12 protein-coding genes are annotated in these 12,757 nt (G+C 57.1%); 7 read left to right on the top strand and 5 right to left on the bottom strand.

Going from position 1 to position 12,757, the window contains the following annotated elements:
* Nucleotides 1–48: 48 nt before the first annotated feature.
* The 3 genes from EYC95_RS01820 to EYC95_RS01810 form a co-directional block, all read right to left on the bottom strand.
* Nucleotides 49–1,182 carry an ABC transporter substrate-binding protein gene (locus EYC95_RS01820; protein WP_131058837.1) on the bottom strand — a complete coding sequence of 378 codons (1,134 nt, stop codon included), beginning with the start codon at nucleotides 1,180–1,182 and terminating at the stop codon, nucleotides 49–51.
* Between the two features lie 365 nt (nucleotides 1,183–1,547).
* Complete coding sequence (locus EYC95_RS01815) at nucleotides 1,548–2,831, bottom strand: FAD-binding oxidoreductase (protein WP_131058836.1); 1,284 nt, start codon at nucleotides 2,829–2,831, stop codon at nucleotides 1,548–1,550.
* Nucleotides 2,832–2,958: 127 nt separating this feature from the next.
* Nucleotides 2,959–4,449, bottom strand: a complete 1,491-nt coding sequence (locus EYC95_RS01810) for an aldehyde dehydrogenase family protein (RefSeq protein ID WP_131058835.1) — start codon at nucleotides 4,447–4,449, stop codon at nucleotides 2,959–2,961.
* 175 nt (nucleotides 4,450–4,624) lie between these two features.
* On the opposite strand from EYC95_RS01810, the gene EYC95_RS01805 reads away from it, so the two are divergent.
* On the top strand, nucleotides 4,625–5,536 hold the full coding sequence (locus EYC95_RS01805) for a LysR family transcriptional regulator (RefSeq protein WP_131058834.1): 912 nt from the start codon (nucleotides 4,625–4,627) through the stop codon (nucleotides 5,534–5,536).
* A gap of 199 nt (nucleotides 5,537–5,735) precedes the next feature.
* On the opposite strand, the gene EYC95_RS01800 is transcribed toward EYC95_RS01805, so the two are convergent.
* On the bottom strand, nucleotides 5,736–6,545 hold the full coding sequence (locus tag EYC95_RS01800; RefSeq protein WP_131058833.1) for a helix-turn-helix transcriptional regulator: 810 nt from the start codon (nucleotides 6,543–6,545) through the stop codon (nucleotides 5,736–5,738).
* Nucleotides 6,546–6,715: 170 nt separating this feature from the next.
* On the opposite strand from EYC95_RS01800, the gene EYC95_RS01795 reads away from it, so the two are divergent.
* The 4 genes from EYC95_RS01795 to nadE all read left to right on the top strand — a co-directional run bounded on the left by EYC95_RS01795 (nucleotide 6,716) and on the right by nadE (nucleotide 10,944).
* Nucleotides 6,716–8,176, top strand: coding sequence for a sodium:alanine symporter family protein (locus EYC95_RS01795; RefSeq protein ID WP_131058832.1), 1,461 nt, complete (start codon nucleotides 6,716–6,718; stop codon nucleotides 8,174–8,176).
* A 131-nt stretch (nucleotides 8,177–8,307) separates the two neighbouring features.
* Nucleotides 8,308–8,493: a hypothetical protein gene (locus EYC95_RS01790; RefSeq protein WP_256656897.1), complete on the top strand. Its 186-nt coding sequence runs from the start codon at nucleotides 8,308–8,310 to the stop codon at nucleotides 8,491–8,493.
* 383 nt (nucleotides 8,494–8,876) lie between these two features.
* Nucleotides 8,877–10,112, top strand: a complete 1,236-nt coding sequence (gene pncB / locus EYC95_RS01785; RefSeq protein WP_131058831.1) for a nicotinate phosphoribosyltransferase — start codon at nucleotides 8,877–8,879, stop codon at nucleotides 10,110–10,112.
* A gap of 4 nt (nucleotides 10,113–10,116) precedes the next feature.
* Nucleotides 10,117–10,944, top strand: coding sequence for an ammonia-dependent NAD(+) synthetase (nadE, locus tag EYC95_RS01780; RefSeq protein ID WP_131058830.1), 828 nt, complete (start codon nucleotides 10,117–10,119; stop codon nucleotides 10,942–10,944).
* A 166-nt stretch (nucleotides 10,945–11,110) separates the two neighbouring features.
* Here the strand turns inward: nadE and azu are convergent, their stop codons facing one another.
* Nucleotides 11,111–11,557, bottom strand: a complete 447-nt coding sequence (gene azu, locus EYC95_RS01775) for an azurin (protein WP_131058829.1) — start codon at nucleotides 11,555–11,557, stop codon at nucleotides 11,111–11,113.
* Nucleotides 11,558–11,900: 343 nt separating this feature from the next.
* Here azu and EYC95_RS01770 point away from each other — a divergent pair, with 343 nt between their 5' ends.
* On the top strand, nucleotides 11,901–12,488 hold the full coding sequence (locus tag EYC95_RS01770) for a TIGR00730 family Rossman fold protein (RefSeq protein WP_131058828.1): 588 nt from the start codon (nucleotides 11,901–11,903) through the stop codon (nucleotides 12,486–12,488).
* A gap of 68 nt (nucleotides 12,489–12,556) precedes the next feature.
* On the top strand, nucleotides 12,557–12,745 hold the full coding sequence (locus EYC95_RS01765; RefSeq protein WP_131058827.1) for a hypothetical protein: 189 nt from the start codon (nucleotides 12,557–12,559) through the stop codon (nucleotides 12,743–12,745).
* Nucleotides 12,746–12,757 lie beyond the last annotated feature (12 nt).

Genomic DNA, 12,757 nt, shown 5'->3' with positions numbered 1-12,757 from the left:
CTTTGATCTGCCCGGCGCACAAGGCACCGGGCAAATCAGCAGTTCATATCACTTCTGTTTTTCCAGCTGGTGGTATTTGCCGTCCTTGTCCCACTGGTAAACCACGTAGTCGGAGACTTTCAGGTCGCCCTTGGCGTCCCAAGTCTTCTCGCCCATCACGGTTTTGACCGGATTTTTCTTCAGCCACTCGGCGGCTTTCTCGCCACTGTTGGACTTGGCGCCGTTGAAGGCTGCGGCCAGAGTCTGGACCGAAGCGTACGCGTAGAGGGTGTAGCCTTCAGGCTCGGTACCGGCCTTGCGGAACGCGTCTACCACGGTTTTGCTGTCTGGCAGCATGCGTGGGTCGGCGCCGAAGGTCATCAGCACGCCGTCCACGAATTGCGGGCCGCCAGCGGTGGTCACCAGTTCGTCGGTCACGATGCCGTCATCGGACATGAACTTGACGTCTTTGAGACCTTGCTCACGCAGTTGACGAACCAGGGGACCGGCTTCCGGGTGCAGACCGCCGAAGTAGACGACATCGGCGCCAGCGCCGCGGATTTTGGTGACGATGGTGCTGAAGTCTTTCTCGCCACGGGTCAGGCCTTCATACAGCACCGGCTTCACGCCGCGTTTTTCCAGCTGGGCCTTGGTTGCATCCGCCAGGCCCTGACCGTAGGTGTCCTTGTCGTGCAGGACGACAACTTTTTTGCCCTTGAGCACGTCGACGATGTAGTCACCGGCCACGATGCCTTGCTGATCGTCACGCCCGCACATACGGAACATGGCGCTCAGGCCGCGTTCGGTAACCGCCGGGTTGGTGGAACCAGGGGTGATTGCAATGATGCCCGCTTCGTCGTAGATCTCGGAGGCCGGGATGGTCGACGAGGAGCAGAAGTGACCGACCACGCCGGCGACTTTCTGGTTGGTCAGGTCCTTGGCGACCGTCACAGCCTGTTTCGGTTCGCAGGCGTCATCGCCCTTCACCAGTACGATTTTTTCCCCGTTGACGCCGCCCGCAGCGTTGATCGCGTCGGCTGCAGCCTGTGCACCCTTCATGTACTGCTCGCCAAATGCCGCGTTGGCACCTGTCATCGGACCCGCCACACCGATTTTCACATCAGCCTGTGCAAACGCAGAAACACCCAAAGCAGTTGCCACTGCGAGGGCCAGAAAGCCTTTCTTGTAAAACGTCTGGGACATGAGGTGGTGCTCCAAGGTTTTTTTTTAGTTGGCACTGCGACTTCTCTAAATGCTCAGAGCAAGGGCCGTGCCATCGGTTTTTTATTCTGAAAAAAGTCGCTGCTTTATTGTTATTTCGACTGTTTCGATCCCATTTTCATTGGGCGTGCAACCGTCTAAACCGCGGAAGGTGAAACCATTTATTTTTAAAGGCGCAACCCGCACGCGCCATCATTGCAACCGCGGCGCCAAACGACGTGCAACCAGCCTGTAACAACGTGCGTCACCGAAGTGCACACTGCTGGTGCGGTACTGCTACAACCCGCACCTTTTACAGGCTAGTCGCTGCGCGAAAAAGCGCCGCTTCCAGCAACAAATTTCAACAATCAAATAACGATCCGCAAGCACTGGCCTGCGTGATACAGCGAGAAACCTGCCTCGTACAGACAACTGCGCAAACCCACCCCCGCCAGTGGCTGCATAGGGGCGAAGGGTATCGGCAGCGCCTGAGGATTTCCGTTACACAGATAATCGGCAAAGGCTTTACCGACCACCGTCCCCGTCGTCACGCCCCGACCGTTATAACCTGTGACTGCCACTAAACCGGGCGCCGGTTCGAACAAACGCATCAAGTGGTCAGGGGTAAACGCAATGCAACCGGTCCAGGTGCATTCCCATTCCACGGGTTTGAGATAGGGAAAATAGTGCTGCTGAACCCGATCCGCCCAGGCCTTGAGAAACCAGGCCGGTTTCTGATTGCCATTGCCGAGACTGCCGAGTAACAGGCGACCGTCCTTATCGCGACGAATACTGCTGAGTACCTGGCGAGTGTCCCAGGAACCCTGGCCGCCGGGCAGGATTTGCTGCGCGGCGTCTTCGGTCAGCGGGACCGAAGCCACCTGATAGTAATAACCGGGGAAGAAATTGCGCCGCAGCTCGGTCCAGTCGCCTTCGGTGTAAGCGTTGGAGGCGATGACCACTTGCTCGGCGAGCACCGAGCCCTGAGCGGTTTGTACCGACCAGCGTTGGCCCTGACGTTCGAGTCGGGAGACCGCAGAATGATCGAACAGTTGACCGCCGAGGCTGATGGCCGCGATGGCCAGCCCCGTGGTGTAAGCCATCGGGTTGATCGTGCCGGCACGCTTGTCGAGCAACGCGGCAGCGATCTTTTTGGTGCCCGTCGCTTGCTCGCAAGCTTGTCCGGTCAGCAGTTCGACCGGCGCCCCGCGACGTTTCCATTGTTCTTCACGACTGCGCAGATCGGCTTCGCCACGGGCGTTGTGCGCCATGTGCAGCGTGCCCTCGCGGCGCAACTGGCAATCGATGTTGTATTTGTCCACAAGGCTGAACACCAGGGACGGCGCCGCACCCAGCATGCGATTGAGCTGACTGCCGACCACTTCGCCGAACCCGGCTTCGATCTCGTCCGGTGGAATCCACATCCCGGCGTTGACCAGCCCGACGTTGCGTCCCGAACCGCCATGACCAGCGCGATGGGCTTCCAGCACGCAGACCGTTTTACCTTTTTCCAGCAGATGCACCGCCGCCGACAGACCGGTGAAGCCGGCGCCGATGACGCAGACATCGACCTTCACTTCGCCTTTGAGCGCCGCGTTGTCAGGCCTTTGCGGCGTCAGTTTTTCCCACAGACACTCTTCGCGTAACGGCATTGCCAGACTCCAACAGAAACCTAACAAACAACAAAGCAAAAGCTTCGCGGGCAAGCCTCGCTCCTACAGATTCGGTGTCATACCGCACCGTCACTGTAGGAGCGAGGCTTGCCCGCGAAGGGGCCTATCAGTCGAACGTAATGCCCTGAGCCAACGGCAACTCCAGCGAATAGTTCACGGTGTTGGTCTGACGGCGCATGTAGCCGCGCCATGCATCGGAACCGGACTCACGACCACCGCCCGTTTCTTTCTCACCCCCAAACGCGCCGCCAATTTCCGCGCCGCTCGGGCCAATGTTGACGTTGGCGATGCCGCAGTCACTGCCCACAGCCGACATGAACTGCTCGGCTTCACGCACGTCGGTGGTGAAGATGCACGAGGACAGGCCTTGTGGCACCGAGTTGTTCAGGCGCAGGGCTTCGTCGAAGTCCTTGTAACTGACTACGTACAGGATCGGCGCGAAGGTTTCGTTGCAGACCACATCGCTCTGCTCCGGCATTTCAACGATGGCCGGCGAGACGTAGTAAGCGTTAGGAAATTTGTCTTCCAGCTGACGCTTGCCGCCAAACACCCGGCCGCCTTCGCTCAAGGCTTGTCCCAGCGCGTCCTGCATGTTGTCGAAGCTGTGTTTGTCGATCAGCGGACCGATCAGGTTGCCCTCAAGCGGATTGCCGATGCGCACTTTGGAGTAGGCAGCCTTGAGGCGGGTGACGATTTCTTCCTTCACCGACTCATGGGCAATCAGACGACGCAGGGTGGTGCAACGCTGACCGGCGGTGCCGACAGCGCTGAACAGGATGGCGCGAACGGCCATGTCGAGGTCGGCGCTTGGGGCGAGGATCATGGCATTGTTGCCGCCCAGCTCCAGAATGCTGCGGGCGAAACGTGCGGCAATTTTCGGCGCTACTTCACGGCCCATGCGGGTGCTGCCGGTGGCGCTGATCAGCGCGACACGCGGGTCATCGACCAGGGCCTCACCGGCATCGCGGCCGCCAATGATCACCTGGCTCAGGTGTGGAGGGGCGTCGCTGAAGTTCTTCAGTACGCGGTCGAACAGCGCCTGGCAGGCCAGTGCGGTCAGCGGGGTTTTCTCCGACGGTTTCCAGATCACCGGGTTGCCGCAGACCAGCGCCAGCGTGGTGTTCCAGGCCCAGACCGCGACCGGGAAGTTGAACGCACTGATCACACCGACGATGCCCAGCGGGTGCCAGGTTTCGCGCATGTGGTGGCCAGGACGCTCGGAAGCGATGGTCAAACCGTACAGTTGACGGGACAGGCCGACGGCGAAATCGCAGATGTCGATCATTTCCTGAACTTCACCCAGGCCTTCCTGAGTGATCTTGCCCGCTTCCCAGGACACCAGCTCGCCGAGGTCGGCCTTGTATTCGCGCAGGATGTCACCCAGCTGGCGCACCAGTTCGCCACGGCGCGGGGCCGGGACCTTGCGCCACAATTCGAACGCATGATCTGCACGACTGATGTGCTGCTCGACTTCAGCGGCGCCTTCCCAGTTCACGGCGGCGATCCGGCTGCCATCGATCGGCGAATGCACCGGCACTTTGCCGTTCTGGTACAGGGCCGGGTTCACACCAAGACGATCAAGCAATGCGGCAACCATGGGTCACTCCTCAAGCAAAAAACAGAAAACGTACAGCCGGATATTCACGGCTGATCAGACCTGTAGTTTTAGCTCCCCGGAGGTTACCCAACAAACGACCTTTAAGAGAGATATCATTCCGTTTATTCATGCTTTGAATTGCTGGCAGTAAAAGAAACAAGAAAAAGGACCGTCCATGCTGAATAAACGCTACTTGCCATCGATCACCGCACTGCAGTGTTTCGAGGCCGTCACCCGGCATTTGAGCTTCACCCGGGCCGCCGAAGAGCTGAACCTGACCCAGAGCGCCGTCAGCAAACAGGTCGCGCAACTTGAAGAGTTGCTGCAGCACCTGTTGTTTCGCCGGGTGCGCCGACGCCTGCAAATGACTCCGGCCGGTGATTTGTACCTGGTGGAGGTACGAAAAATCCTCACACAGGTCGAGATGTCGACCCATTACCTGCGTTCCTACGGCGGCGAGACCGAAGTCTTGCGCGTTTCAACGCCTCCGACCTTCGGCGCACGCTGGCTGGTGCCACGCTTGAAAGGTTGGCGTCTGCGCCATCCCTCAATCCATCTGGACCTGTGCAGCGAGCAGGAAGCCGATGACTTGCTGCAAGGTCGCAGCGACCTGGCGTTCTACTTCGGCCAGGGCTCGCGGCCCGGCACCGAATGCCTGAAGCTGTTTGGCGAGGAGCTGGTGCCGGTCTGCGCCCCCGGCAGTCTGCCGGACACGCCGTTCACCGATCCTACACAACTCACCGACCTGGTCCTGCTGCAAAACGCCTCGCGGCCCCAGGCCTGGCACGACTGGTTCGACAGTCAGGGCTACCACACCGAACACAGCTACCACGGCCCACGCTTCGAAACCTTTTACATGTGCATCCGCGCAGCCCAGGTCGGCTGCGGCGTGGCGTTGTTGCCGCGCTTCCTGGTGGAAGAGGAATTGGCCGACGGCAAACTGGTCATACCCTGGCAGCACGCAATGCCCAGCACCGATGCCTATTACCTGGCATATCCCGAGCATTCGGCGGAAGTGCCAAAAGTGCGGGATTTTGTGAAGTGGATGCTGGAGCAGATTGATAGCCCGGACACGCCACCCATTTGAAGCTTCACACAACTCCCTGTGGGAGCGGGCTTGCTCGCGAAGGCGCCAGTACATTCAACATCAATGTTGGCTGGCATTACGCTTTCGCGAGCAAGCCCGCTCCCACAGGAATGTGCACTGTCCAAAAAATCGCTGGCAATAACTCGACAGCTACAAAAGCCGATTTGCAGGATTGCGCAGCGTTCCCAAACAACATCCGTCACGCAATAACAAACAGCCCATGGACAACCATGGCTTGAGCGAGTCGTGCACGCAGGTCTTCATCGATAGCCGGGTCATTAACGTCATACAGACGCACCCGTCGATAGGCATCGCTCCGGTTGATTTCCTGCCCCAGATACTCCCAAACAACTCTCGAGCATGCGGGGGCTCGATGATCTGCGGCCGAAACGCCCATCTTCAGGCCATTAAGCCGTGTGATGCAGCTTTTGAAGCTCGGTATGAGAATGGTTTGGCTGATTTCGTTTGAGGTCAGTGACTCGTAATCGATGAGAAACAGGCGATCTCGCAGATAATAAGCAGTGCCGACGTATCGATACCGCTCAAATTCGCCTTCCACCCCGGCAATCTGCAAGCGCTCGTTTCGCTCGTAGACCACGTCCGGTCCGTCTACACGGACATGCACCAACGAGCACAAGATGGAGCCGGGCTCCGTCATTGCGTGATAGTACTCATAGTAATAACCGATGTGGGCCTTGAGTTCTGGAGAGGATTTTCGACGCAGGTGTTCGAGCATTTTCTGTGATTCCGTGCCCTCACCAGAGTGGCTGGTCTTCCTCGATTTCACACCAATCAACGTGATGAATTGCTCGGTTGGAAGTGTTATTTCAAACGCCTCAACCCCAAAGAAATCACAGATACGTTTCAGATTAAAAGGTGTAGGAACGCTATTCCCACAAAGGTACTTATTAAATTGACCACGATTAATTCGAATCTTCCTACAGACTTCTGCGACAGATCTGTAGTGACTACACAGAAGCTTTAAGTTGGCAGGAAGAAACTCCCCCATAAATATCCTTGAAACAGGTTGAGAAGGCGCAACCATAGCAGCAACTCGCATCACTTTTAAGCAACTAGCGAAATTGCGCTCAGGGAAATATGGCTGGATATTACGGGTCCCGAAAGGCTTCGGGATTTGGCTATGCCAACAACTCGCCAGCACTTAGCAAGGAGCTTTGAATGCTAGACGTCATCAACGACTTTCTCTCGGGAAAGGTTTTGATTCCTGTAGTCCTCGGACTGGGTAGCTACTTCACCATACGATCAAGATTCGTCCAGTTCAGATACTTCCTGCATGCGTTCTCTGTCCTGCAGGGCAGTTGGCGCACCGGTGGCCATCATTTGAGCGCGTTTCAGGCATTGACCCTCAGTCTTGCCGGGCGGGTGGGTACCGGCAATATCGTCGGGGTCGGGATTGCCGTGAGCATGGGCGGGCCCGGCGCGGTGTTCTGGATGTGGATGACAGCCTTGCTAGGCATGTCGAGCAGCTTCTTCGAATGTACGCTGGGCCAGCTCTACAAACGCAGCGATGGAAATGGCCTGTATCGAGGTGGACCCTCCTGGTACATCCAGCACGGGCTAAACAAACGCGGGCTCGGAATCATTGCAGCGCTTCTACTGTTGGTGACGTTTGGATTTGCAATCAATGGTCTTGAATCTCATGCAGTATCGCACTCCCTCAAAGACGCTTTCGGCTTGGCGCCCATGTGGTCGGGGCTCGCGTTGTCGTTGCTGCTCGGAGCAGTTTTTATTGGAGGGATAAAGCGAATAGCTTCGGTGGCCGACTTGTTAGTCCCCCTGAAGGTGCTCGCTTACATCGGAGTGACGGGGTACGTGATCGTGCTGCAGTTTGATCAGGTTCCCGCAATGCTGATGACTATCATAAGAAGCGCATTCGGTCTGGATCAGGTTTTTGGTGGATTGCTCGGGAGCGCAATCATCATGGGTGTAAGGCGTGGTGTGTTTTCCAACGAGGCGGGACTAGGTAGCGCTCCCAATGTTGCTTCGGTGGCGAAAATCGACCATCCGGCAGCACAAGGTGTGGTGCAAGCATTCAGCGTGTTCGTCGACACATTCGTGATCTGCACCTGCACTGCATTACTCATTTTGCTTTCAGGTTTCTACTCACCGGGATTTGAAGGCGACGGAGTCGCGCTGGCACAAAATTCGTTGGCTGCAGTGGTCGGTGAATGGGGGCGCATGTTCATCAGCGTGGTGCTGGCATTGTTCGTATTCACGGCAATGCTTTACAACTATTACCTGGGGGAGAACAGCCTCCGGTTTATGTTTGGCACCCCTCGAAAAACATTGTTGTTATATCGCTCGATGGTGTTGGTCTTGGTGTTCTGGGGATCGGTCGAAGATCTTTCGACCGTACTCGCTTTCGCCGACATCACCATGACTTTGCTGGCGCTGGTCAATCTTGTAGCCATGGCGCTGCTGTTTAAAATTTGCATGCGAATCTTGCGAGATTACGACAATCAGCGTCGCGCCGGGATAAAGACGCCGATCTTCGATTCCAGCAAGTTTCTTGATCTGGACCTCGATCCTCTGGCGTGGCCCCCGCAGTCAGGAGCTCCACACATGGCAAATCGCAGTGCAACGCCGGTTTCCAGCGGAGCAAGCACGCAATCTGCTTGAGTTAGCCGACTGCTGAGCCATTCGTTTCAGTAATGGCTCAGCAACTTAGTAAATGCCCCCTATCAACTCTTATTGAAGAACAAACCGTTCTTTGATTTATGACGTCAAAAAAATCTTGAGGATGTCTCGACATGAATCGCTATTTCCCACTTAAAACCAATGCGACCGATACACCCACTTACTTCATAGACTCACATGCCGCACCCAACCAGTTATTCGAAGATGCCTTTTTCAGAATTCGCGCGGCTGTCGGCCTTCTGGACACGTTGACGTCCGTAACCATCAAGCACACCAACGACTCGGATCTGTATCGCTGATACTTCCCGTTTATGTGTTACTTCAGGATGGAGTGGACGCAATGGAGCAAATCACCTTCAAGGGGAAGTTCACCCATGCCTGAAACAGCAACTTATGAAATGCTCAGGGCAGCAATGATCAAAGCGGTTGAAACAAACCTCGTTCCTCGCCATTCCCTGCTCGCAGAGTATTGAACAGCTGGGAGCGTCTTGAGGCCGTCATTCAAGCCGCGCTTGATGGGTATACCGAAACGGACGAGGCTTCTGGCAGCAAAGCATAGATGGCGTCAGAGGCAAGAGCCGGCGCAAAACAAAAAATCGCTGGCAATCTTCACGTGGGATATGCGCCACTAGCGCCATTGATTGATACCGCGCAACGCGCGGCCCGTCTGGAGAACCGCGTTATGAGCGAGAGCGTGTTTGGCGATCGCATCGTGCAGAACCTGCTCGACACCGACTTCTACAAACTGACGATGATGCAGGCGGTGCTGCACAACTACCCGAACGTGGACGTCGAATGGGAGTTTCGTTGCCGCAACAGTGAGGATCTGCGTCCGTATCTGGCGGAGATCCGCTTCCAGATCGAGCGGCTGGCCGAGTTGAGCCTGAGCGCCGACCAGTTGAGTTTCATGGAGCGCATCAGCTTCATGAAGCCGGACTTCTTGCGTTTTCTCGGGCTGTTCCGCTTCAACCTGCGCTACGTTCACACCGGGATTGAAAACGGCGAGCTGTTCATCCGTCTGCGCGGGCCATGGCTGCATGTGATCCTGTTTGAAGTGCCGCTGCTGTCCATCGTCAGCGAAGTGCGCAACCGCTATCGCTACCGCGAAATCGTTCTGGAACAGGCCCGCGAGCAGCTCTACCGCAAGTTCGACTGGCTCACCGCCAACGCCAGTGCGGACGAATTATCCGAATTGCAGGTAGCCGATTTCGGCACCCGTCGGCGCTTTTCGTACCGCGTGCAGGAAGAAGTGGTGAACGTGCTCAAGCATGATTTCCCCGGGCGTTTCGTCGGCACCAGCAACGTGCATCTGTCACGGGAGCTGGACATGAAGCCTTTGGGCACCATGGCCCACGAATGGATCATGGCGCACCAGCAACTCGGCCCTCGGCTGATCGACAGCCAGATTGCCGCCCTCGATTGCTGGGTCCGCGAGTACCGCGGCCTGCTGGGGATCGCCCTCACCGACTGCATTACCACGGATGCTTTCCTCAACGATTTCGACCTGTATTTCGCCAAGCTTTTTGACGGTTTGCGCCACGATTCCGGCGACCCGGTGATCTGGGCGGAAAAGGCCATCGCTCACTACCACAAGCTCGGCATCGACCCGATGAGCAAGACGCTGGTGTTCTCCGACAGCCTGACACTGCCCAAATCTCTGGAAATATTCCGGGCGTTGCGCGGGCGGATCAATGTCAGTTTCGGTATCGGGACTAACCTGACGTGCGATATTCCGGGTGTCGAACCGATGAGCATCGTGCTTAAAATGGCGGCCTGCAACGGCCAGCCCGTGGCAAAGATTTCCGATGAGCCTGGCAAGACTCACTGCAAAGACCCGAATTTCGTCGCCTATTTGCGACACGTTTTCAAAGTACCTGCCGCCCTTTCCAGCACATTTGGCACAACTAGCAAGGAGTGAATTCATGCAAGCCGTACAGCGTGAGATTGCTGAGCAGCTTAACGTTCAACCGCCGTTCGCCGACCATGCCGCCCTCGAGGCCGAAGTCGCCCGGCGTATCAGCTTCATTCAGGATTGCCTGGTCAATTCCGGGCTCAAGACCCTGGTCCTCGGCATCAGCGGCGGCGTCGACTCCCTGACCGCCGGCCTGCTGGCCCAACGCGCCATGCGTGAACTGCGCGAGCAAACCAGCGACAAAAGCTACAAATTCATCGCCGTGCGTCTGCCGTACGAAACCCAGTTCGACGAACACGACGCCCAGGCCTCGGTGGATTTCATCGCCCCGGACGAACGTCACACCGTGAACATCGGCCCGGCAGTGAAATACCTGGCCAATGAAGTGGCGGCCTTCGAAGGCAAGCACGCGGTCTCGGTGGATTTCGTACTCGGCAACACCAAGGCGCGGATGCGCATGGTCGCCCAGTACACCATCGCCGGCGCGGCACAGGGCCTGGTGATCGGAACCGACCACGCGGCGGAAGCGGTGATGGGTTTCTTCACCAAGTTCGGTGATGGTGCCTGCGACCTGGCCCCGTTGAGCGGTCTGGTGAAAAACCAGGTTCGAGACATCGCCCGCAGTTTCGGCGCGCCGGAATCGCTAGTGGAAAAAATCCCGACGGCCGACCTTGAAGACCTTTCACCGGGCAAACCGGACGAAGCGTCCCACGGCGTGACCTACGCCGAGATCGACGCATTCCTGCACGGCCAGCCGGTGCGGGAGGAAGCGTTCAAGATTATTTGTGATACGTATAAAAAGACGCATCACAAGCGGGTGATGCCGTTCGCGCCATAAGGGCGGTGGCGTCTGTACCGACGCCTTCGCGGGCAAGCCTCGCTCCTACAGGTACAGCGCTGTCCTTGTAGGAGCGAGGCTTGCCCGCGAAGAACAATGACACGGTCAAATATCAGGCACAAAAAAAGCGTCCCGATCGGGACGCTTTTTTATGAGCTCGAATCGATTATTTCAGGGTAACCGTACCTTTCATCATCGAGATGTGGCCCGGGAATGAGCAGAAGAAGCCGTACTTCTCGTTGGCATCGAGCTTCGACACGTCGAAGGTCACCGAATCGGTTTCCTTGGCACCAATGATTTTGGTGTGGGCGATGATGCGAGCATCACCTTCCGGCAAGTATTGCTTGTCGATGCCAGCGGCCAGGCCCGCGGTGGCGATCGGCTGCATATCAGCTTCTTTGCTCAGCACCCAGTTATGGCCCATGACGTTCTTCGGCAAGCTGCCGGAGTGAGTCAGTTCAACGGTGAACGTCTTGCAGCTTTTGTCGATTTCGATGGCCTTGGTGTTGAAGGACATCTGATCGGTGGAGTCGACAGTGACCTTGCATTCGGCAGCCATCAGTTGGCTGCTGGCCAGTGTCAGCAGGGATACCGCAACAAGTTTGGCAAACATGGTGAATCTCCAAGGCAGGGTTAACAAAAGTGCGAATGGACAGAAGACTGCCTGAAAACTTCGCAAGTTCCTATGACCTGAATCAAAAATTGTATACAACTTTCGGGCTATGACACCTATCGAAACAATCTACCAGCCAGACGTCTGGCCCGGCCCTATCATCAGGGCGTCATCCCTCATCTGGAGCGCCTGTCATGTCCTTTAATAGTCTGTTGCGCAGTTTGCTCGCCGCTTATGCCTGTGGCGCCAGCGGCACCTGTGAAACACCTGAACGCGAAGTTTAGACCTTGGAGCGCCGCGCGCCTGCCTTTACTCTGTGGCCATCCTGACCATGGAGTAAGGCATGTCTTTAGCGTCCGTTTGTGTATTTTGCGGTGCCAGCACCGGCACCAACCCGGCTTATCGTGAAGCGGCTGTCGCCCTGGGGCGAGCACTGGCTGAACGCAAGCTGACACTGGTCTATGGCGGCGGCGCCGTCGGGCTGATGGGCATCGTCGCCGATGCGGCACTGGCGGCCGGCGGTGAAGTGATCGGGATCATCCCGCAAAGCCTCAAAGACAAGGAAATCGGCCACAGTGGCCTGACTCGCCTGGAAGTGGTCGACGGCATGCATGCGCGCAAGGCGCGGATGGCCGAGCTCAGCGACGCATTCATCGCGCTGCCCGGCGGCCTGGGCACACTGGAAGAACTGTTCGAAGTCTGGACCTGGGGCCAGCTCGGCTACCACGGCAAACCGCTCGGTCTGCTGGAAGTGAACGGTTTCTACAGTAAATTGACCGGTTTTCTTGATCATATCGTCGGCGAAGGCTTCGTTCGCGATGCGCACCGTGACATGCTGCAAGTGAGCGAATCGCCGCAAACCCTGCTCGATGCCCTCGACGCTTGGCAGCCGACAGTGGTGCCGAAGTGGACAGAGCAAAAACCCAGCTAACGGCTCGGCACCGATACAGGGCAGAATATGCGCCGCTCAACCTCACCTTCGACCCCAGAGGATCGCCCATGGCTAAACCTAATTATTCCTTCGCCAAACGTCAGAGAGACTTGGCCAAGGAGCAGAAGAAAGAGGAAAAGCTTCAGCGCAAGAAAGCTACAGCTGAAGAAGAAGCAGCAGCACTGAACCCGGATGCCGAAGGCGAAGTGGCTACAGAAGAAACTGAAGCACCGAAAGATCAGGCGCCCGACGCCTGAGACCCTCAGGGC

The sequence above is a fragment of the Pseudomonas sp. BGI-2 genome (assembly GCF_004310295.1).
Taxonomy (GTDB): domain Bacteria; phylum Pseudomonadota; class Gammaproteobacteria; order Pseudomonadales; family Pseudomonadaceae; genus Aquipseudomonas.
The sequence above is the reverse complement of the archived record's forward strand: the minus strand, read 5'-3'. Positions and strand labels throughout refer to the sequence as shown.